Consider the following 21,357-nt stretch of genomic DNA (forward strand, 5'->3'; position numbering starts at 1 on the left):
TACTTTCGCACACCTAAAATGAAAGTACTGACAATTATTGGAGCGCGTCCACAATTTATCAAAGCAGCACCTATGAGTAAAGAAATCTCAGGAAGAGAAGGTGTAACAGAAGTGATAGTGCATACAGGGCAACATTTTGACGAGAACATGAGCGATATCTTCTTCCGCGAAATGCATATACCCACCCCAAACTACCAATTAAACATCAACAGTCTGGGACATGGAGCCATGACCGGAAGAATGTTAGAAGAAATTGAAAAAATACTTTTGATAGAAAAACCCAATATCGTTCTTGTATATGGAGACACTAACTCCACCTTAGCGGGTGCTTTAGCAGCAAAAAAATTACATATAAAAGTAGCACATGTAGAAGCGGGGCTTCGTAGTTTCAATATACGAATGCCTGAGGAAGTCAACAGAATTCTTACTGACAGAATCTCTGACTTCTTATTTTGCCCTACAGACAGCGCAATTCAAAATCTGCATAACGAAGGATTTGACAAACTAAACTGTTCTGTTGTGCGTAATGGAGATATTATGTACGATGCTCTCAAATTCTTTTCGCAATATGCTCCTGACGCCTCCTATGCCTTTGAAACTGCCGGAAACAAAAAATATGCTCTTTGTACGATTCACCGAGCAGAAAATACCGATGACCCCATTCGATTACGAAACATCATCTCCACTCTCAATAAGATATCAGAAGAAGTTCAAATCCTGCTGCCACTGCATCCAAGAACCCAAAAGCTACTCCAATCACTTTCTATTGAACCAAAATTCAATATAATTTCTCCTGTAGGATACTTATCAATGTTAACACTCTTGGAGCATTGCCAATTTGTTCTAACCGATAGTGGTGGCTTACAAAAAGAAGCTTATCTCAAAAAGAAATATTGCATCACCATGCGCGATGAAACCGAATGGGTAGAGTTAGTTGAAAACGGAGTAAATTTTGTGGTTGGTGCAGACTCTGAGAATATCTACAGTACGTTTAAACTGATATATACCAAACCATTCCGAGCCATAGAAGGAATATACGGCAATGGGAATGCGGCTAAAGAAATTGTAGATAAAATACTTGAATAAGTGTTTTCCTAATCATGCTTATAAGGAAGTATTAGAGATATTAACAAGAAGCGAATCTGACTTACTTTAACCGGTAAAGCACGCAACTCAGATGAGCGCTTTATTCTTCTTCTGATTTTTTAAATATAGAACCAATTCCTTTTCCAATTTTTTGAACAGCTTCAAGTCCCTTATTCAGAGGCTCTCCTGAAATATCGCTGAAACGTTCTATGGCAACGCTGTCATATTCCTGAGGATAAATGACAATGAGGTTATTTTCCTCAAAATATTTTTCCATTTTCATGGGTACAGCATCCATTGCATTTATGTGAGAAGTAGCGCCCCTACGTGCAGACACCATGACCAATAAATCATCTTTGCGAATGTCTTTGGCAACAATCAAAAAGTCGTCCCAATCTATCATGGGCTTCATGGTTACCGAAGGAGTTAGTTTGTTGCTGGCAAATACTTTTTTGATAGCATTTTGGGAGGCTTCGCAACAATAAAAAATAACAGACATACTTAGTTCTTGCGACAACAAGGCTATTTTTTTCAACCAAAGTGCAAACCCCTTTTCATATTCAGCCATGCGAGGCACTGCAATAACTATCCTCTTATGCAATGCCAACGGACTATCAAAACGGCAGACCATGACAGTTTTATCAATATTCTTGAGAATACTTTCTAATTTCTCTCCCACAATTTTGTCAAAAATGCCGGCACGGCTTGGCCAGCCCAAAGTAACAATATTCGCCATAATTTCTCTTGAAATTCGGCTTATTCCGCTTGCTGTATTATGATCGATAGTTGTGATTACATTGGCTTTTGTTTCAGAAGCGGATGCTTGTTTCACAAACTCCTCCAATTTATTTCTTGTTTTGACAATATTCATTTCTGCCTCATTGTCATTGGAAACTACGGATAGAATAGAGATAGGATTAGCGGATTTTTTGTCTTTAATAAAAATGGCAAATTCGAGCAATCTTTCGAGTTTGGTCAAATCATACATCGGAAGTAAAATATGTTCATTGTGTATGCCATTGGCTTTATGAGGCTCCGCATTTTCATTTTCAGATTGAATTACAATTTGTTTAGCTGCTTTTTCTGCTGCAAAGGATGCTACAATACAAGTTACTAAAATAAGGATGATGGTACCATTGAGTATATTTTCGTCAATGATTCCATGTTTGTAACCCACCAAAATCACGGCTAAAGTAGCCGCTGCATGTGCTCCACTCAACCCAAATATCAACTGTCTTTGGGCTTTGCTGTATTTAAAAGCAAGTTGCGTAAATAAGGCAGCTATCCATTTGCCTGTAATTGCTACAACAGAAAGCGTTCCTGCAACAATCAGAGCCATTGGTCCACTCAAAATCACAGTAATGTCAACAATCATTCCCACGCTTATCAAAAAGAATGGGATAAAAAGTGAGTTCCCGATAAACTCTATTCTGTTCATTAAAGCAGATGAATTCGGAATCAGTTTATTGAGCGCCAAACCCGCAACGAAAGCACCGATAATTGCCTCAATCCCGGCAGCTTCTGCCAAGAATGCAGCAAAGAATACAACTGAAAGCACAAAAATATAATGTGAGTGCTTTTCGCTTTCCAATTTTTTAAAAAACCATTTAGCAATTCGCGGAATAACCATGAACATAATCAAAGAGAAAATCGCTAATGACACTCCCAACCGAATCCAAAACTCGTTGGTTAAACTGCCCTGGCTATTGCCCAAAATAACAGCCAAAATAATCAGTACAGCCGTATCTGTCAGGATAGTACCTCCCACTGTAATTGCAACAGCCTGATTTTTGGATATACCGAATTTGCTCACAATCGGGTATGCAACCAATGTATGTGTTGCAAACATGCTGGCAGAAAGTAAACTTGTATTAAAATCGTAGTGCAACAAGTAGTAACAAACCGGATAACCAATAGAAAGCGGAATGGCAAAGGTAAAAAAACCAAAAAGTAAACTTTTGTTCTTATTTGCCTTGAACTCATTCAAGTCAAGTTCTAATCCGGCTATAAACATGATGTAGAGCAAACCGATGGTGGAAAACAAATCCACAGCCGAGTTTTTTTCTAAAACATGCAATCCGTGCGGACCAATGATTATGCCCGCAATAATCAAACCTATTATACCCGGAATATTGAACTTCCTGAGCAAAATTGGTGACAGCAAGATGATTAAAAGAATCAGCGAAAAAACCAAAATGGGACTTTCCAAAGGCAGATTGAACTGATGAATTAAATGTTTAAAATATTCCTTAAAATCCATTCATTATTTTATTTGAGTGCAATGTATGAAACAGAGTTGAATCTCAACGGGCAATATTACAAAAAAAGCGCTAATAAGGACGATAACTTCATGAGCAAAGTGTCTTTTGAAAATCCAAATTTCATTACTTAACAAATACACATCTATACTATATTTGAAAGGTAAAAATGGGATAATAATATGCACCCTGAAATTGAAATAAGGCTTACAAACCAAGACTATATAGATGCTGACATGATAGAAGCTGCATTTAGCTTCTGGTTTTCAGACAATCAACACTTGCGTTCTCCCTTCCCTTTTTATATTCGTGAAAAGTTACAAATGGATGCGAGTCATCATTTCTTAGACTGGGCTGAAAAACTCACAGACAAAGCAAAAAAAGACATCAATGATGAAATTTTAGCTGAAAAATTAGAGGAAATAATCTTTGAAATGGCACTTAAAATGGTTTTAACAGAGGATGAAAAGATTAGTATTCGCTATCCGTTTATGCCTCGCAAAGGAGACCAACTCAATCAAAAAGACCAACAAGGAGTTGAAACTCCAAGTGTGGTAACAGATAGAATTTACTATAAAAAAGGCGATGAAGCATTTTTAAAGGTAAAACTCAAAAACCTTGCAACTAACAATGAATGGGTAACCGAGTTTGAGTTGCCCGAATAATTAAATTATTTCTTTGAACCATCAAGATTGAATGATTCTGATTCAATCATTTTATCATCTTTGTAAACACCCCTACTTTCAATATTTCCGCTGGCATACCACCGCACAAATTCTCCATTTAGTTTGTCATTAACATAGTTTGTTTGACTTATTTTGTTGCCGGAAGAATCCCATATAACCCATACTCCCGAACGTTTTCCATGCACAAAATCACCTTGCATTTGTTTCTTTCCGTTTGAATAAAACCATGTCCATGTCCCTTCATCCTTGCCGTTGATATGCTGCCCTGTAACCTTGGCTTGACCGTTACTATAATCCCATGAGTCTGTACTGAATTCATATTGAATCCAGATATATGCAAGTACGATAGCATATACCACAAAACGCAAATACCGTAAATTCTCTTTTAAAGTTGAACGGTCTGCCATAGATCTTTTGTTTTATTCGTGTCTGCCGCCCCCAATAATATTAAACAAATGAAGTATTGCCGGAAACAATGCATCCATTGACTCCTTTGCACCTTTGGTTGAGCCGGGCAAAGCCAACACAAGTGTGTTTCCAATCAACCCCGCCACTCCGCGCGAAAGCATTGAGTAAGGAGTTCTCGCTTGTCCATAATTTCTTGCAGCCTCCATCACTCCCGGAATTTCTCTATCCAATAAGGGTTTTAATGCCTCCGGTGTCATATCTCTGGGCGACAAACCTGTTCCACCCGTAAGCACAACCAGGTCATTCTCGGCAGCCAACATTTTTACCTTTTGTTGAATTACTGAAAGTTCATCAGGGATAATGCAATAATTTGTAATGACAACTTCACAATTTTCAAGTTTTGCAATAATTGCCTTGCCTGCTTTGTCTTCTTTCTTACCGGCTGAAATACTGTCTGAACATACAATCACTGCCGCTTTCAGGTCTTTCTTGAATTTATCTTTGAAGTCGGATTTGCCGCCAAACTTTTCAATTAGTTTTATGTTTGAAATTTCTATCCCTTTGTCTATGGGCTTGAGCATATCATACATAGTCAGCGCAACCACAGAAACGCCATGCATTGCCTCCACCTCCACCCCGGTTTTATATATAGTATGCACCTCCATCTCAATATAAACCTCTAAGCCTACAACCTTATATCGAACAGCAGTAAATTCTATGGGCAGCGGATGACAGTCCGGAATCATATCGCTGGTGCGTTTTACAGCAAACAAACCGGCTGTTTTAGCCATTTCAAACACATCGCCCTTGGGTACACGTTTTTCTGTAATTGCCTGAATCGTTTCATCCTTGCTAACTCGCACAATGGCTTGCGCAACAGCCTGTCTTAACGTACTATTTTTATGTGTGATGTCAATCATATTACCGCAACAAATGTAAGGTTATCTATATTCAAGGAAATAAAAAAGTAGGGATTTGCTTCTCTTGATTAATAAATAATCAAACTATCTTGCTTTCCCAATCCTTCTTTTCATCCACACCCAATTCTCGGTCGCAATCTTCAAAACGATACAAAATAGTCAGCAATTCATCTTCGCTCATTATGGTTTCGGCTATTTGAAAAACCTCTTCATCTTCCACCGCAATATGCTCTAATAAAGCTTCTGAATATGCTTCAAACTTTTTCTTTGCACCTTGTATATCACTCGCATTCACTGCCTCTTCCAAGTCCGCAAGCATCTCTCTGAAATCTTCGTGATTCTGTAACATCTCATGAATAACACCATATTCAAGCATTTCATTTCGCTTAATCATTTCAGGAAACAAAACCTCTTCTTCTTTGTGATGATGATACCCATCAGCATAGGTTCTAAAAAATATTATACGTTCGTTCATCTCACTGATATCAACATTTCCGGCTTCTATATCCGCAAAAAGTGCATGGGTGTTGTCAATGGCACGTTTGATATTTTCGTGTTCTCTTGTTAATACTTTTACTACTTCATTCATAATTATTTATTTTATTGATTTTTAATTGGTTGGAATCCCTAATTCAGTTAAGCTATTTTCCAAAAACACCTTAATCATATCTTTTCTGTAAGTGCGAGAATAAAAATCATTTTCCACTATTCTCGGTTTTTTGATTGCAGTTGTAAGTAATGTTTGCAGGTCATCTTTATTAAGATTTCCTTCAACAACAATAGGCTTAGGATCTACCCCACCCACAACAATGCGTAAGTTCTTCTTTTCATCCAATGAAACGGCAGTGGTGAGTGAAGTAAAATCAAGGGATTGACGTGGTCGGAGTTTTTTAAAAATAACTCTCTTTGTACCAAAAGGAATTTCAACAGATTGGAGTAAGGTTCTTTTTTCCAAAGCTACTGAAACAATTCCATCTCCGGTATAAATACTTTCTATAGGTACTATACGTTCGCCCGATGCATCTAACAATTTCGCATTTGCACCATAAGCAATCAGCACAGGTGCAGTATCACTGACAAATTTTGAAAAACAGTTTTTCTTACCGCCTGTTGCCAGACAAATATCACCGTTGCATTTAAGACAGTGTCCTACAGCCTCACGCCACCATTCACTTTGGTTGTAATAAAAACAACGATTTTCACACAATAAATTACCTCCTATTGTGGCTGTCTTACGGATAACAGGCGTTGCCACAGCAAGTGCTGCCTGCACAAGTCCAAAAAACCTTTCAATAATCTCTGTGGATTGAATAATTGTTTCCAGCGTAACCATTGCACCTATCTCCATACGGTCAGCATGCAATCGAACCGATTTAAGTTCTTCTATTCCCGAGACATCAATCAGGCAATCAGCTTCAATATTTCCTTGTTGTTTATTGACAAATACATCCGTACCTCCCGCTACAAATATGGCGTTGTGCAAACTGTTTATCAGTTGCATGGCTTCGTTTACGGTTTTTACTTTAATGTAAGATTGCGTTGCTTCCATAGTTTTTCGGGTTTTAGTTAATTGATATTGATTCTGATTGCATATTGGCTTTAATCTGTGCCAACACTTCATCCGCTTTTATTGGCAATTTCGTGATTCTCACACCGCAGGCATTAAAAATGGCATTCGCAATAGCAGGAATCACCGGATGCAAAGCACCTTCTCCGCACTCTTTTGCACCATAAGGACCTTCGGGATCACCGGATTCTATAATGTTAGTGTCCATTTCGGGTGTGTCTAATGTTGTGGGTATTTTATAATCACAGAAATTGTTATTGAGCAGCAAACCGTTGTAATATTTCATTTCTTCACTCATCGCCTGCCCAATTCCCATGTGCCATGAGCCTTCCAACTGTCCTTCTACCGCCAAAGGATTGAGTGCTTTTCCGCAATCGTGTGCTCCCCATACATTTAATACCTCTACCTGTCCGGTTGTTTGGTTGACATTCACTTCTGCAATGCAAGCTCCAAAACTATAGGAAGGACTTAATCCTGCTCCGGCACCTTTGAAATCTCCTCCTAATTTTGGTGAGATATAATTGCCGCTCACGGTCAAAGCACCTCGATTAGCCGTAGTAATATCAATAGCTTCCAACCATTCTAAATTTACACTGTTGTCATTGGAACGCACACGACTATTTTCTATGAATAACTCATCTATGGCAATTTGTTTTCTCTTGGAAACTGCTTCCAAAATTTCTGTTTTTAATTTTTCTGCTGCCTGCTTGGCTGCATTGCCACACATAAAAGTTACTCGACTTGAATAACTGCCTAAATCCACAGGTGTAAGTAGGGTGTCAGCAGCCAAAACAAACACTTTCTGCATATCCACTCCCATAGTTTCTGCCACCACCATTGCGAGCATAGTATCGCTTCCTTGCCCAATATCACTTGCTCCCGATGAAATCAAAATCCTACCATCAAAATCTAATTTTAAGTGCACTACTGTTTGTGGATATTCATTCCAAATGATGGGTAATGCGCTTCCGCTAATAAAGAAACCGCAGCCCACTCCAATCCCTTTGCCTTTGGGCAAATTTCCTCTTTTTTCTTTCCATCCTGAACGCTCCATAACTTGTTGCAAAGCCATTCTGCTACCGTTGGAAGTGATTCTGAATTCTCCTACTGTAACTATATTTTCTTTGTAAAAGTTTTGCAGCCGCATCTCACAAGGGTCTATGCTCAAGCGGTGTGCAATATCATCAATCAATGTTTCAGCAGCAAAGCGTGTATTTACCGCGCCATGACCACGCATAGCGCCACATTGCGGTTTGTTAGTATATACGCGATAGGTTCTAAATCCAAAGTTTTTGATTTCATAAGGTGCTTGCAACAATACCCCGTTATAGTATGAAGTAACTACGCCAAAACTACCATAAGCACCTCCATCAATAGCAACGTCTGCATCCAACACTTTCAGCATCCCTTTGCTGTCTGCCCCCATTTTCATTTTAAACTTAGATGGATGCCTTCCGTGATTGCTAAGAAAAACCTCTTCTCTTGTGAAAGTAGAACGCACAGGTCTTCCGGTTTTGCGAGCAATATGTGAAATAATCATTTCGTGTGGAAAAGGATCACTTTTGCCTCCAAAACCGCCCCCTACATAAGGTTTAATCACGCGGACTCTACTCAAAGGAACCTGCATCACTTTGGCTAATGCTCTGTGCAAATAATGCGGAACTTGTGTTGCTGTATGTATTGTCAAGCCATTTTCATCCCAAAAGGCTGTAGCAGAATGTGGCTCTGTAAAAGCGTGCGAAACACCTTCTACATCAAATTCCATTTCTGAAACAATATCTGAAGTTTGAAAAGCCTCTTGCTGATTACCAAATCGCAACTCGGCTTTTTTGTGAATATTATTATTGAATTTGCAATGTTCATGAATCTTCGCATCTGTTCCCACATCATTCAAAGACTCTTCTATGGTGAAATAGGTTCGAAGCGGCTTGTATTTTACCCTAATCTTTTTGCAGGCTTCTTCTGCTATTTCAAAACTTTCTGCAGCAACAGCCGCAACAATTTCGCCAAAATAGCGTGTTTTATCAATTGCCATAGCAGTTTCGTCATGCGAAACGGGCAATACTCCAAACTTTTCGGGGAGTTCCTTCCCAACCGTTACATATACCACGCCTTCCATTGCTTGCGCATCAGAAATGTCAATATCTTCGATAATGGCATGAGCATAAGTGCTTCTCAAAAATTTGCAATACAATAGGTTTCTAAATTGTAAATCATCCGCATACAATGCTTTACCCAATGCTTTTTTTTCAGCTTCAATATACGGTCTGCCTACTCCAATTATATTTTTACTTTCCGGCACGGTTGGCAAATGTTCAATCCCTTGTTTTTTTAATTCGGTATAATCCGTAACAGCTTCAATAATTTTCTTGTATCCGGTACAACGACAAAGGTTTCCGGACAGAGCTTCTTTGATATCTTGTTTACAAGCATCGGGATGTTTTTCCACAAAATCTTTAGCTGTCAAAATCATTCCGGGTGTACAAAATCCGCACTGAACAGCCCCCTTGCGCACAAAGAGTTCTTGCAATAATTCAGGTGTAGCATTTTCTGCCAACCCTTCCACAGTCTGAATCTCCGCATTATCAAATCTAAAGGCAGGAGTAATACAACTGAGTACGGGTGTCCCGTCTGCTATGACCGTACACGCACCGCAACTACCTTGGCTACACCCCACCTTAGTACCGGTTAGCCCGGCACGTTCGCGAATCAAATGCGACAGCGTTTCTGAGTCTTCTGCAAGGAATGTAAAGGGTTTATTATTGATTTTCAGACTTATCTTTCTCATGTGTTTTCTTATTTATTTTACAATCCGGCTCCTATGCTTTTCCCCCCATCTACATAAAGGGTTTGACCTGTTACAAACTGCGTTCTTTTATCGCACAGAAAAGCAACAGCTTGTGCAATATCTTCGGGTTTTCCCATGCTTTGTGTGGGTTGCGCTTGAATCAACTTTGCACGCACTTCATCTGACAATCCACGCGCCAAAGGAGTATCAATAAAACCGGGTGCAATTGCATTTACTAAAATGCCATACCTTCCCAATTCCAATGCCAACACCCTCGTAAGGCTGACCACACCTGCTTTTGAAGCCGCATAATTAGATTGTCCGGGATTGCCCAACCATGCACGCGAGGCAATATTTACAATACGTCCGTTCTTTTGTTCTTTCATTTTAATAGCCGCTGCTCTACACATCATCCAAGTACCTTTGAGATTAATATTGGTTACCAAATCAAAATCTTCCACAGACATTTTCCATATCATATTATCCCGAATGATTCCGGCATTGTTGACTAAAATATCTACTTGCTCTATGGATGCAAAAAGGCTTTTTACATCAGATTCATTGCTGATATCACATTTGTAAAATGTTGCACCATTGTTCAATTCTGCAGCCAACGCCTGCCCTTTCGCTTCATCTATATCTACCAAAATACACAAGCAACCCTCTTGTGATAGCCGTTGAGCGATAGCTCTTCCAATTCCTTGTGCTGCTCCGGTTATTATGGCTGTTCTTTTATACATTGCTCTATTTGTTTAATTTGTTTAATCATATTAACGCTTCCAATGTTTTTGACCTCAATCAACTTTGCAATGATACTAACAGCAATTTCATAGGGAGTTTCGGCTCCAATATTCAATCCGATTGGCATATCTACTTTGTCCAACTCGTCTTCGCTTGCAACACCCTCTTGCAGTAACATTTTACGGGTTAGCAAGATTTTTCTTTGACTGCCAATGAATCCTAAATAGGCGTGTTCTTTGCGCAAACAGTATCGCAGTAATGCTCGATCAATATCATGGCGGTAAGTCATGATAGCAATATAGGTATTATCATCAAAGGATATTTGTTTCAAAGCTTCGGCAAAATCAATACAGTGTGTGTGCACCTGCTTATGGTTTATTTGCTGAAAATATTCAGCTCTATCATCATAAACCGACACATCAAAATCCGCTCTCACAGCTTGATTTGCCAACTCCTGTCCAACATGACCGGCTCCAAAAATTACCAATTTTTTTTGCACTTCCTCAGGTTCTATATACACTTTCACCATACCACCGCAACACATGTGATGTTGTTGGAGAAGCTGATGTTCAAACAATTTTGGACTTCCTATTTTGATTTGTGTAATGGCATCCTCAATAATTTTTTTCTCTAATGCACCACCGCCTATACTACCCTCTATTGTCCCATTTTCAAACACACGCATCTTTGTCCCTGCCTTACGAGGAGTAGAGCCTCGTGTATCAACAATAATGCAGAGTGCTGATTTAAGCGGTTTATGATTATATGGAATTATAGGTTCAGACATTGTTAAATTGCATGTTTAAATTTGGAAAGTGCTTTTTGTATTCCTCAGGTGTATCAATATTGTACAACACAGATTGGTCACGGGTTGCATAATCAATGCGGTTTTGGTTGGCAAGAATGCTTTTCAGACTTCTGTCTGTTCCTGATTCTTTAATCGCTGCAATCTCATTGCCACAAAGCAAAACCGGATGTCCACCCTTGTCGGATACCCGTGGAGAAACATAGCCGTCAATAGGTTTCATTGCAAGCATATCCTGCAAAACACTCGCATTGACAAAAGGATTATCTGCATTTTGTATAAATATCCTGTTCTCGTGTACTGTTTCCAAGCCAAGTTTGATAGAAAATGTTCTGCCAAGCTCAGGATGAGTGTTGGGTACAATCCTTATCCCCTGTAATTGTTCAAAATAATTTTTGTATTGATTCAAAACTGCATCATTCAACACCAACACAATCGAACCTTGCATGACTGTGCTATAAACTTTTACAATCTGTTCAATAAAGGTTTTGCCACTATCAAACGGCAATAGCAGTTTAGGAAAGCCCATTCTTTTGGATTCCCCTCCTGCCAATATAATTACAGCCGATTTATTGATATTTGACAAATTCTCTAACATCTATTCATGAAGTTTTCTTTGTTTCTCTTCCAATTCTTCTCTTGACTCTTTGTGATTTTCATCCGGCAAACAGCAATCCACGGGACACACAGAAGCACATTGTGGTTCATCGTGAAAACCAACGCACTCGGTGCATTTGTCAGTAACGATGTAGTAAAACTCATCAGAAATGGCATTTTGCTCCCTATAAGGGTCAATCGTTTCTCCGTTCATCAGTTCGTAATCGGAGGTGATGTTGGTTCCATCAGCCATAGTCCACGGTACGCCATTGGCATAAATCGCTTTGTTAGGACATTCGGGCTCGCAAGCTCCGCAATTGATACAGTCATCAGTAATTTTAATAGCCATAGTATTTTTTGTATTTTAATTTACTTCAAATGTGTTTCCGCTAAAAAATAAATCATCCACTGTTTTGTACTTCCCTTCTTTCTTACCTTCTGTGATTTGTCGGTGAAATTCTTCATCATATACCGATGATTCAACATTTCTAATAACACCCATTGCAACAGGAAAGTCAGGCAATTTCATCTGAATCAACATATTATGTAACACCGTTGATTTTGAATGTGCATCATGTATCAATATATCTTGTTCAGTAATCCCATTTTCTCCTATTGTTACCACCTGCAAATCCAAACCATTCAGACGCAAACCCTTATTGTTATTTTCACCAAAGAGCATGGGTTTACCATGTTCTAAAATGAGTTGTGTATTGGCTTTGTTTTCTTTTGCTGTAATAGAAGCATGGGTGTCATCATTAAAAATCACACAATTTTGAAGAATTTCAACCACCGAAGTTCCTTTATGCTTTTCTGCTTCAATAAAAACACTTGCCATCAATTTCACATCTGTATCCGGCACTCTGGCATAGAACTGACCTTGTGATCCCAACACCAATTCACCCACATTAAACGGATTTTCAATCGTGCCAAAAGGAGCTGATTTGGTATGCACACCTTGCTTAGTTGTAGGCGAGTGTTGTCCTTTGGTCAACCCATAAATTTCATTATTAAAAAGCAGCAGATTTACATTGATATTTCTTCTCACCAAATGAATAAAATGGTTACCACCTATGGCAAGTGAATCTCCATCACCGCTCACAATCCATACACTTAATTCGGGATTGGCAAGCTTTACGCCCGAAGCAATGACGGCCGGTCTGCCGTGAATTGTATGAAATCCAAAAGTATCCATGTAATATGGAAATCTGGAAGAACACCCTATACCCGAAATGATTGCAGTATCCTCTTTCTTGAGGTTTAATTCAGAGAATGCCCTTTGTACCGCATTTATAATAGCATAGTCACCACAACCGGGGCACCATTTTACTTCTTGGTCGCTGGCGTATTCCTTGGGTTTATATAAACATTGTAGAGTTTCCATATTAAGATTCTGAAAGTATTTGATTGAATTTGGTTTTGAGTTCCTTGACAGTAAAGGGTAATCCTTGAATTTTGTTATATTGTTTATATTTGAACTGAGGCAAAACTGCTCGCAGATAGTTGGCAAACTGTCCTGTATTGAGTTCGAATACGATTATGCGTTTAAATTTAGCAAAAATCTCTTCTGTGTTCTTAGGCAAAGGATTGATATAATTAAAATTGGTAAAGGCAATGTTTTTATTTTCTTCCTGTAATTCCATAACCGCCCCAAGCACAATTCCAAACTGTCCGCCCCAACAAACAACCAGCAAATCATTGGCATCCTTACCTTTGTATTTCTGTAAGGGTATATAGTTAGCAATCCTTTGGATTTTCTCTTTGCGAATGTGTACCATCTTCTCATGGTTGAGCGGGTTGTGCGAAACACATCCGGTACATTCATCTTTTTCCAGCCCTCCGATTCTGTGTTGCATACCGGCAGTTCCCGGCACAACCCAACTTCGGGCGAGTTTATCCAAGTCTCTGCTATAAGGTTTCCATAAGGAGTCTGCTTGGTTCAAAGTTCTTGGAGTAATTGCAGGCATTTCAGCCAAACGCTTGATTTTCCATGGCTCTGCGCCATTGCCCAAATAACTTTCTGTGAGCAGGATAACAGGCGTCATGTGCTCAACGGCAATCCTAACCGCTTCATAAGCCCAATCAAAGCAATCAGAAGGTCTTGAGGCAGACAGCACTACAATCGGGCTTTCTCCATTTCTGCCCCACACCGCTTGCATCAAATCGCTTTGTTCTGTTTTTGTGGGAAGTCCTGTACTGGGACCTCCTCTTTGCACATCCACAATGACAATAGGCAATTCAGTCATGATGGCAAGTCCGATGGCTTCTGTTTTAAGTGCCATACCTGGACCGGAAGTCGTGGTAACTGCTATATTACCGGCAAAAGCGGCACCGATAGCGGAACAAATCCCTGCAATCTCATCTTCTGCTTGAAATACCCTTGCCCCCGACCATTTGTGCTTGGCAAGTTCTTGCATAATATCGGTTGCCGGAGTGATAGGATAAGAACCGAGAAAAAGCGGTTTCGCAGCTTTCTCTGCTGCTGCCATAAATCCCCATGCAGCAGATTGGTTTCCTGTCATATTTCGATAGGTGCCGGGCGTATTCTTGGCGGGCAAAACTTGATAAGCAGACTTAATGATTTCGGTAGTCAGTGCATAGTTGTATCCTGCATTCAACGCTTTTTTGTTTGCTTCTCCTATGAGGGGCTTCTTTTTGAATTTCTGATCAAAATATTGAATCGTGTATTCAATCGGTTCATTAAATAGCCAAAGCACCATTCCAAGTGTGAACATATTTTTACATCGGTCAGCAGATTTGTTGTCGAGTCCCAATTCTGACACAGCAGCCTTCGTAAGTGAAGTGATGGGTGCTGCAACAACCTTGTATCCGCTCAATGAATCATCCTCCAATGGGTTGCTTTCAAATCCAGCCTTATCAATATCACGTTTCCCGAATGAATCACTATCAACCAAAATCATACAATTGGCTTTGAGGTTGTGGATATTGGCTTTGAGCGCAGCCGGATTCATTGCTACCAAGACATCAGGAGCATCTCCAGGGCTGTGAACACCTGAGCTGCCAAAATGAATTTGAAAGCCCGAAACACCTGCAACTGTTCCTTGAGGGGCACGGATTTCGGACGGAAAATCAGGAAAAGTAGCAATGGCATTCCCCATCAATGCAACATTTTCGGTAAATAATGTTCCCACCAACTGCATTCCATCTCCGGAATCACCTGCAAATTTTATGACTGCGCTTTCTACTATCATTTTTCAATATCATTTATTCGTTTGTCCAAGCCGGTTGACGTTTTTCTAAAAATGCCTGAATACCCTCATTAGCATCTCCGGTTGCCATCAACTGACGTGTATAAAGTTGTTCTAATTGAGGTAAAAAATTATTCAATACATGATTGAATTTCGCCCTTGAAGCTTTTACACCAAACCGTAGCGATGATGCACTCTTGGGCACTATGTTCTTCTCTATCCATTCCTCCGTTGAAGCATTAAGAGCTTCTTTGTCATCAAATACTTTGTGTATTAAGCCAATGCGAAACCCCTCCTCTGCGTCTATGCTTCTACCGGACAACAACAATTCTTCTGCTCTTGACAGCCCAATTTTTTCGGGAAGGATAATGGATGCCGGGGGTGGAAATACACCTAAGACAATTTCGGGCTGCCCCATCTTGGCTGTTTTGTCTGCAAACAAAAAATTACAAAAAATTGCCAATTCCATTCCTCCACCCAAACATTGTCCTGAAATCTTTGCCATTGTAGGGATTGACAATTTTGAAAGAGTAAAAAACATTTCGTGAAAAGTCTTCAACATCATTTCTGCAAATTCTCGGGTATGTTCTTCCACGCTTGCACCAAACGAAAAATGCTTGCCTTCGCCTTGAAAAACAATCAGTTTTAGATTTTTGTTTTGTTCAAATTCTTTGAAACAATCCAATAATTCCAACATCATAATATTGTCTAACACATTGCCCTTACCATCATTTAAAACAAGATTAGCAACAGAACCATGATGCGAATAAGTTAGATTTACTTTTTCCATACTATCTGTTTTCTGTTTTAAATTGAGGTGAAATGACACGGTGGAGGTCTTCATTCCATTCATGACCTTGCGCCAACAACTGACGTAGTTTAATAAAGTCAACTTCTCTGTTATCTTTAGGTCCGTAATTAAACGCCCTAAATCCGGCTTTGGCTTCAGACATCATATTAAGCGCCAGCCATTCCCGACTGCTTTCCTTATTTTTATCCCAATGTTCTAATTTTTTCTTGCGTACCTCCGACAGCGTTTTATGCAAGCAATTTGGGAAAGTATATAAAAGCTTTGCAATCAAACGATTTACCAATTCATCTAATTTAGACAAATCCACTTCGCCTTTTGCCATCAATTCTTTTCCTTTGGCAAATGCCTCTCCTGTTTTCATTGCACCAAAAATCACCCTGCCATACTCATCCGCATATTTTTCAATATTCACCAATGGGTTTGGAATAAACTTACCTTCCACTTTCAATGCGGGGGCAATATCAGTAATCATCCCATAATTAAGGGCTTGATGTGCTGTCCAAGGTTCGCACAACGAAAGTGAATACATCGCTCTTTCTACACCCACATAAAGATGCAAAAAGTCAGTAGCCCCACCAATAGCAGCACTTCCATGCTTGGGACCTGCCTGACCAAATCGAGCCAAATCGCTGGCTACCGTGAAATCGCAAGCCATTCCAATTTCTTGTCCTCCACCAATTCGCATTCCGTTTACCCTAGAAATAACCGGTTTTTCGCACTTCATGATGGCAGAAACCATGTCGTTGAACAAGCGCATATACTGTGAATATTCCTGCGGATTTCCGGCATAGTATTCTGCATATTCTTTGGTGTTACCACCCGTACAAAATGCTTTGTCCTCTGCACCGGTAAAAACAACAGCTACAACACTACGGTCGTTTGAGGCTTCACCAAAAGCTAGGATAATTTCCTTGACTGCTTTGGTTGTATATGAATTATACTGTTTAGGATTATTAATGATAATCCAGGCGTTGTACAATCCTTGTACCAGTGAATTGTCCGCATCCAAACAAGGACGTTTTTCGTAAATAATGTCTGTGTAGCTATAGTTTTCTACAATATTATGATTTTTTAATGCTTCCATTTTGCTTATTTTCAATTAATTAAAATCCGGAATCAATACGGTTCGCTTGGTGTATTTATGAGATAATGTGTTTTGAAAAACTTCGTTGATTTTGCTCATAGGGAAAATCTGAACAAAGTCTTTGATATCCAATTTTCCACTTGTAATCAGCTCTACTACTTCAGCATATAGTTCCGGTTTGCAACCCCATGTACCAATGAGTTTAGCATCAAAAGCCATCAAGTTGCTCAATCGCACTTCTAACTTATTCATGGTAAAGCCCACGATACTCAAAGTGGATGTATAAGTGATGAGGTTAAAGGCTAAATCCTGACCGGCAGTAGTACCTGAAAATTCAAAAATTTTCCAACCGTATTTGGGCGCACCTAATTCCTGAGCGATTTCCCTAACCTTGGCTTTTATTTCTTTCATGTCCATACCCTTGGTGTTGAGAGTAGAATGGACACCATTGTTTTTTACTTGTGCTAACTTTTCATCATTAATATCAATCGCAAGCACTTTAGCACCCATTATCTTAGCAATCAATGCTCCATATACACCCACACCGCCCACACCAATACAAATTGCCAAATCTCCGCTTGTTAATTCCGACTTTTTCACAACTTGGTAAGGAGTCGAAATTGCATCTGCAATTACGGACAGTTCTTCCAACTTATATTTCTGAAGCACCGCATCAGGCACAGGGCATAGGTATTTATACGGTACCACAATATGTGATGCAAAACCACCATGAAAATCATTACCCGGCATTAACTGATTTTGACAAATATTACTTCTGCCTTTGTTGCATAATTCACAGTCTCCGCATGGCAATACTGCAGGAATAATCACATTTTTTCCTTTTAGATGTACAGGACCTTCCATGACTGTACCGCTGATTTCGTGTCCTAAAGTCAATGGCATTTCTTTTTTGGTTCTTACGCCATCGTGCCAAAAGCTCAAATCCGTATGACAGACCCCGCAACCGGCTACTTTAACCAATCCTTCATCTTCTTTTACGGTAGGCATAGGAGATTTTACCAAAATAAAATCAGCTTTAAGTGCTGTCATTTGCCATTGTTTGATTGCTTCCATCTGTATATCTAATTATTTATCATTTTATCATATTCAAGACCTATTTTCCCTTTGCGGAACAGCTGTCCTGACATAAATTTTGCCGACACCTTTGCCTGAACCTGTAAGGCATCTTCCATATTTGCGGAACAAGCAGCAATGATGCAATCTGCAATTTCTTTTTGAGCAGATTGAATCAGGGGATTGTCTGACCAATTAACTTTTTCGATTTCAGAAGCAATATGAGGCATTGCTTCTTTCACAACAGAGCGTTTTGTCAATGCTGCATCGCCTTTAGCAAGGATATTCTTTGTCATGACAAGGCATTCTTGGAGCGAACCTGTATAATCTACCAAAAATCCTTGTGCTTGTTGAGCATTTACTTGCTTCCCATGCATCAGCATATCGAGCATCACGGAATGTTCATCTTTACTTGTTTTGCGAAACACCCAATGACAGCCTTCCATACCGGGAATAACCGGCAGTGTTACTTCGGGCATTGCAAACTTAACTTGTGTGGGAGCTATCAAGTATTGACAATGCATCATCAATTCGAGCATCCCGCCCATGCATCTTTTGCCATTGACAAAACCTATTGAAATTTCAAATTCATGGTATAATCTTCTGGCAGTTTTTGACCAATCTGCAGAAATTTTCTCACCGATATTACTATCCGTTACAGCCGGAAAAAATTCTGTTGTATCCGCTCCTACCATTTGAGTTGAAAAATGAAAATCAGATGTGAGTACAACTTTGTGGATGCCTTCTTTGTGCAGCCAGTCAATAGCGCGATTGAGTTCCGCATTGACATCATAATTATAACTTTCTCTGCTTATGCAGATATAGCCGTTGGTTCCATCATGTTCCGCATTCACATATAACTGCTGCCATTCCGGAGAATTCAAATTTTGCAATGTTTCCGGGTACCATTTTGTTTTTGCGGCATTGGGTTCAAGAGCATGGTATTTTTTCACATATTCTAATGCTTTCTCAGTTCCAATTCTGCGGATAAAGGCGGGCAATCCATTGGTAAACTGAGCACACAACTCGCCTATTGCATTCATAGTAGCCAAATCAGCACGCTTCTCATGCAACATGATTGTAGTCATTTGAATCAACGCACCATACACAATAGATTTCAATTCTTCTGACTGCTCTTCATCCATTTGCCAGCCCACAAGAGGACGGAAATGATTGGCGGGATACCAATTGAGCCCACTTTCTTTTCTTTCTGTCAGTTCTGCAGTTGGTTCAAACAAAGCTCCGTACTCTTTTCCTAAATGATACAAACAAGACCAGGTAAGGAAATTAGAACCCTTTGCACCAATCACGTCATGTGCTCTGAAGGGATTAGGTCCCATAATTTGGCGTATATATTTATCCGTTTTCCAATAAGGAGTATTGGTCCGATTGCAAAACTGAATACTTGCTTGAAGTAATCCGCAGAAAAACACATCCAGCACAAATGACCAATCATCGCTGACCTGCATTGGAATTAAGCCCATTGCCCACAAAAGATGCGTATGTGCAGAGGGTTTGGATTCTACTATTTCAAAAACTTTGTTGATTTCATGCGGAAAAGCGGGATGTGCAATGCCCACTCCCAGCTCTTTGGACGGGAATCCTGAAGTTACAGACCATATATGAATATTGGGGTATTCATTTTTGAACAAATCATAATGTGCTTTTTTGAGTTCTAACTTTTCAGGAATGGCTTCTAACAGAAACTTAGGATTGTATTGCTTTAAAGATTCGGGCAGTGTATTGCCGTCATAATTCAACTTTACAATATTCTTCATAATTTGATTTGCGCCTTCTGTCCCAAAAGAGGCTTGCAAACCCTTGTATTGTCGGGCTATTCCATCGGGCGCACCCGGCAAATCCAGCGCGATGATTGGCACATTCATTTCCATCAATCGCGAAGCAAATTGCATCACTTTGCCGGCACCCACAATGCCACCTGCACCCGAAATTACCATTGCACCGCGATTATGTTTATCACCAAAAACCTTATCTACAATTTCTTCCAAAGAAACCGGTAGTTTGCCTGTATTAAAAATATCTGCAACAGTTCCTAAGTCAAGGGCTTCCAGCGTTGATTTTCTCATTAATTTCTTCATATCTCTCCTATCAGTTTACTTTAAAAATTGAAGCTATTCCCACATCTCCGGCAGCACAACCAAAAACCAACACATAACCTCCCCCCAAATCCACTGCTTCCTCTAAGGCTTCGATGATTACTCTGGTAAGTGTTGGACCTTGGGGATGTCCCCAAACCAAAGGACTGCCGTTATTGTTCATTTTATGCCAATCGTAGTTCATCACTTTCGCAAATACAGCATCATTGATTGCAAAGGGATTATGGTCTTTTACCACAACCATATCATCCATGTTCAAACCGGTTTGTGATAACAATTTTTTTACAGCTATTGCAGGAGCTTCAGGCATGGAAGAAGGCAATACGCGCACTTCGGTTTTTGCAACAAAACTGATATTGATTTCCGGCCTTGTGCTGATTGCTTTTGCTTTTTCGGCAGAAGTAACTAACAAAGTAGCCATGCCGTCTGCCGCATGTGTTTGAGTTCCGCTTGTAACACAAGTATCAAGGTCTTTCATGGCACGCAGGGTATCCAAAGAAATTTTCCTGACTCCAAGGTCCTCGCTAATTACCCCCATTGACTTACCTTGAACATTTAACACCTCTAAAGGCATGGTAACTCTATCAAGAAAACCTTTTTCTTTACCTTGAAAATATTGATGGTAACGGTATGCGGTCAGTTCATCAATTTCTTTTCTATCAATTTTATATTTTCTTGCCACATTGCCGGCAGAAGTAATCATGGCTTTTTCAGTAGAAGGGTCAAAGCCAAAATTATCCCATACATCACTGATGACTTCAGTTCTGCGATAGGCTCTTCTTTCGGGGAAAACACTAGCTGGCGAATCACTTGTTCGGTCGAATGTCAACACTCCCACCACTTCACTTGCACCGGATTGCACCTGCATTGCAGCCAAAACAACTGCTTGCAACCCTGTTGCACAAGCCTGCTCCACATGAAAACCCGGTATTCTTCTTCCCATACAATTAGCCACAACAGTTGCATTCCAAAATTTGAAATGCCAAGGAACGGTTGAACCTATCATCAGGTAATCTAAATGCGAAGTCGAAACCTTTCTCTTAGATAAGATGCGCGCCATTGCTTCGCCTGCAAACTGTCCTATATTGACCTCTGCCAAAGGTGAACTCTGCCATGCAGGGAAATAGCTACTGCCCCATGTTCCATAGGGTATTCGTGCTTCTTGTGTTAATTTATTCGCTTGCTTCATTTACTTCTTTATATACA

General features: G+C 39.8%; 19 protein-coding genes. 2 read left to right on the plus strand and 17 right to left on the minus strand.

The window, feature by feature from the left end; genetic code table 11:
• Positions 1 to 18 precede the first annotated feature (18 nt).
• Positions 19 to 1,086, plus strand: coding sequence for a UDP-N-acetylglucosamine 2-epimerase (non-hydrolyzing) (gene wecB / locus M9892_11365; GenBank protein ID MCO5254948.1), 1,068 nt, complete (start codon positions 19 to 21; stop codon positions 1,084 to 1,086).
• 100 nt (positions 1,087 to 1,186) lie between these two features.
• On the opposite strand, the gene M9892_11370 is transcribed toward wecB, so the two are convergent.
• Entirely contained in the window at positions 1,187 to 3,346 is a 2,160-nt protein-coding gene (locus tag M9892_11370) for a cation:proton antiporter (protein ID MCO5254949.1), read from the minus strand.
• Positions 3,347 to 3,526: 180 nt separating this feature from the next.
• Here M9892_11370 and M9892_11375 point away from each other — a divergent pair, with 180 nt between their 5' ends.
• Entirely contained in the window at positions 3,527 to 4,009 is a 483-nt protein-coding gene (locus M9892_11375; protein ID MCO5254950.1) for a hypothetical protein, read from the plus strand.
• A gap of 5 nt (positions 4,010 to 4,014) precedes the next feature.
• On the opposite strand, the gene M9892_11380 is transcribed toward M9892_11375, so the two are convergent.
• From M9892_11380 to M9892_11455, 16 genes are all read right to left on the minus strand, one after another.
• On the minus strand, positions 4,015 to 4,437 hold the full coding sequence (locus tag M9892_11380; GenBank protein ID MCO5254951.1) for a hypothetical protein: 423 nt from the start codon (positions 4,435 to 4,437) through the stop codon (positions 4,015 to 4,017).
• Positions 4,438 to 4,449: 12 nt separating this feature from the next.
• Positions 4,450 to 5,358: a bifunctional molybdenum cofactor biosynthesis protein MoaC/MoaB gene (gene moaCB, locus M9892_11385; GenBank protein ID MCO5254952.1), complete on the minus strand. Its 909-nt coding sequence runs from the start codon at positions 5,356 to 5,358 to the stop codon at positions 4,450 to 4,452.
• A 79-nt stretch (positions 5,359 to 5,437) separates the two neighbouring features.
• Positions 5,438 to 5,947, minus strand: a complete 510-nt coding sequence (locus tag M9892_11390) for a hemerythrin domain-containing protein (protein ID MCO5254953.1) — start codon at positions 5,945 to 5,947, stop codon at positions 5,438 to 5,440.
• Between the two features lie 21 nt (positions 5,948 to 5,968).
• Positions 5,969 to 6,907 carry an FAD binding domain-containing protein gene (locus tag M9892_11395; GenBank protein MCO5254954.1) on the minus strand — a complete coding sequence of 313 codons (939 nt, stop codon included), beginning with the start codon at positions 6,905 to 6,907 and terminating at the stop codon, positions 5,969 to 5,971.
• Positions 6,908 to 6,920: 13 nt separating this feature from the next.
• Positions 6,921 to 9,713 carry a molybdopterin-dependent oxidoreductase gene (locus tag M9892_11400; protein MCO5254955.1) on the minus strand — a complete coding sequence of 931 codons (2,793 nt, stop codon included), beginning with the start codon at positions 9,711 to 9,713 and terminating at the stop codon, positions 6,921 to 6,923.
• 17 nt (positions 9,714 to 9,730) lie between these two features.
• Positions 9,731 to 10,453 carry an SDR family oxidoreductase gene (locus tag M9892_11405; protein MCO5254956.1) on the minus strand — a complete coding sequence of 241 codons (723 nt, stop codon included), beginning with the start codon at positions 10,451 to 10,453 and terminating at the stop codon, positions 9,731 to 9,733.
• Complete coding sequence (locus M9892_11410; GenBank protein MCO5254957.1) at positions 10,432 to 11,241, minus strand: XdhC/CoxI family protein; 810 nt, start codon at positions 11,239 to 11,241, stop codon at positions 10,432 to 10,434. Before M9892_11410 ends, M9892_11405 begins: the two co-directional genes overlap by 22 nt.
• On the minus strand, positions 11,234 to 11,857 hold the full coding sequence (locus M9892_11415; GenBank protein MCO5254958.1) for a nucleotidyltransferase family protein: 624 nt from the start codon (positions 11,855 to 11,857) through the stop codon (positions 11,234 to 11,236). Before M9892_11415 ends, M9892_11410 begins: the two co-directional genes overlap by 8 nt.
• Positions 11,858 to 12,205, minus strand: coding sequence for a 4Fe-4S dicluster domain-containing protein (locus M9892_11420; protein ID MCO5254959.1), 348 nt, complete (start codon positions 12,203 to 12,205; stop codon positions 11,858 to 11,860).
• A gap of 15 nt (positions 12,206 to 12,220) precedes the next feature.
• The gene (locus tag M9892_11425) at positions 12,221 to 13,240 is read right to left on the minus strand and encodes a 2-oxoacid:ferredoxin oxidoreductase subunit beta (GenBank protein ID MCO5254960.1); all 1,020 of its coding nucleotides are present in this window, start codon (positions 13,238 to 13,240) and stop codon (positions 12,221 to 12,223) included.
• Between the two features lies 1 nt (position 13,241).
• A complete protein-coding gene (locus M9892_11430) occupies positions 13,242 to 15,068 on the minus strand; it encodes a 2-oxoacid:acceptor oxidoreductase subunit alpha (GenBank protein MCO5254961.1) in 1,827 nt (608 codons plus the stop codon).
• Between the two features lie 13 nt (positions 15,069 to 15,081).
• Positions 15,082 to 15,855 carry an enoyl-CoA hydratase-related protein gene (locus M9892_11435; GenBank protein ID MCO5254962.1) on the minus strand — a complete coding sequence of 258 codons (774 nt, stop codon included), beginning with the start codon at positions 15,853 to 15,855 and terminating at the stop codon, positions 15,082 to 15,084.
• Position 15,856: 1 nt separating this feature from the next.
• Positions 15,857 to 16,960, minus strand: a complete 1,104-nt coding sequence (oah, locus tag M9892_11440) for a 6-oxocyclohex-1-ene-1-carbonyl-CoA hydratase (GenBank protein MCO5254963.1) — start codon at positions 16,958 to 16,960, stop codon at positions 15,857 to 15,859.
• A gap of 15 nt (positions 16,961 to 16,975) precedes the next feature.
• On the minus strand, positions 16,976 to 18,034 hold the full coding sequence (gene had / locus M9892_11445; protein ID MCO5254964.1) for a 6-hydroxycyclohex-1-ene-1-carbonyl-CoA dehydrogenase: 1,059 nt from the start codon (positions 18,032 to 18,034) through the stop codon (positions 16,976 to 16,978).
• A gap of 8 nt (positions 18,035 to 18,042) precedes the next feature.
• A complete protein-coding gene (locus tag M9892_11450; GenBank protein MCO5254965.1) occupies positions 18,043 to 20,133 on the minus strand; it encodes an enoyl-CoA hydratase-related protein in 2,091 nt (696 codons plus the stop codon).
• A 10-nt stretch (positions 20,134 to 20,143) separates the two neighbouring features.
• Positions 20,144 to 21,340 (minus strand): thiolase family protein, encoded by a 1,197-nt coding sequence (locus tag M9892_11455; GenBank protein MCO5254966.1) that lies wholly within the window; start codon positions 21,338 to 21,340, stop codon positions 20,144 to 20,146.
• Positions 21,341 to 21,357 lie beyond the last annotated feature (17 nt).

This window comes from Bacteroidota bacterium (genome assembly GCA_023957335.1).
In the GTDB taxonomy this organism is placed as follows: domain Bacteria; phylum Bacteroidota; class Bacteroidia; order NS11-12g; family UBA955; genus JALOAG01.

Excerpts from the sequence above, each read along its gene's own strand:
- wecB (MCO5254948.1), top strand. The coding sequence starts at position 19 with ATGAAAGTACTGACAATTATTGGAGCGCGTCCACAATTTATCAAAGCA.
- M9892_11370 (MCO5254949.1), bottom strand. The coding sequence starts at position 3,346 with ATGGATTTTAAGGAATATTTTAAACATTTAATTCATCAGTTCAATCTG.
- M9892_11375 (MCO5254950.1), top strand. The coding sequence starts at position 3,527 with ATGCACCCTGAAATTGAAATAAGGCTTACAAACCAAGACTATATAGAT.
- M9892_11380 (MCO5254951.1), bottom strand. The coding sequence starts at position 4,437 with ATGGCAGACCGTTCAACTTTAAAAGAGAATTTACGGTATTTGCGTTTT.
- moaCB (MCO5254952.1), bottom strand. The coding sequence starts at position 5,358 with ATGATTGACATCACACATAAAAATAGTACGTTAAGACAGGCTGTTGCG.
- M9892_11390 (MCO5254953.1), bottom strand. The coding sequence starts at position 5,947 with ATGAATGAAGTAGTAAAAGTATTAACAAGAGAACACGAAAATATCAAA.
- M9892_11395 (MCO5254954.1), bottom strand. The coding sequence starts at position 6,907 with ATGGAAGCAACGCAATCTTACATTAAAGTAAAAACCGTAAACGAAGCC.
- M9892_11400 (MCO5254955.1), bottom strand. The coding sequence starts at position 9,713 with ATGAGAAAGATAAGTCTGAAAATCAATAATAAACCCTTTACATTCCTT.
- M9892_11405 (MCO5254956.1), bottom strand. The coding sequence starts at position 10,453 with ATGTATAAAAGAACAGCCATAATAACCGGAGCAGCACAAGGAATTGGA.
- M9892_11410 (MCO5254957.1), bottom strand. The coding sequence starts at position 11,241 with ATGTCTGAACCTATAATTCCATATAATCATAAACCGCTTAAATCAGCA.
- M9892_11415 (MCO5254958.1), bottom strand. The coding sequence starts at position 11,857 with ATGTTAGAGAATTTGTCAAATATCAATAAATCGGCTGTAATTATATTG.
- M9892_11420 (MCO5254959.1), bottom strand. The coding sequence starts at position 12,205 with ATGGCTATTAAAATTACTGATGACTGTATCAATTGCGGAGCTTGCGAG.
- M9892_11425 (MCO5254960.1), bottom strand. The coding sequence starts at position 13,240 with ATGGAAACTCTACAATGTTTATATAAACCCAAGGAATACGCCAGCGAC.
- M9892_11430 (MCO5254961.1), bottom strand. The coding sequence starts at position 15,068 with ATGATAGTAGAAAGCGCAGTCATAAAATTTGCAGGTGATTCCGGAGAT.
- M9892_11435 (MCO5254962.1), bottom strand. The coding sequence starts at position 15,855 with ATGGAAAAAGTAAATCTAACTTATTCGCATCATGGTTCTGTTGCTAAT.
- oah (MCO5254963.1), bottom strand. The coding sequence starts at position 16,960 with ATGGAAGCATTAAAAAATCATAATATTGTAGAAAACTATAGCTACACA.
- had (MCO5254964.1), bottom strand. The coding sequence starts at position 18,034 with ATGGAAGCAATCAAACAATGGCAAATGACAGCACTTAAAGCTGATTTT.
- M9892_11450 (MCO5254965.1), bottom strand. The coding sequence starts at position 20,133 with ATGAAGAAATTAATGAGAAAATCAACGCTGGAAGCCCTTGACTTAGGA.
- M9892_11455 (MCO5254966.1), bottom strand. The coding sequence starts at position 21,340 with ATGAAGCAAGCGAATAAATTAACACAAGAAGCACGAATACCCTATGGA.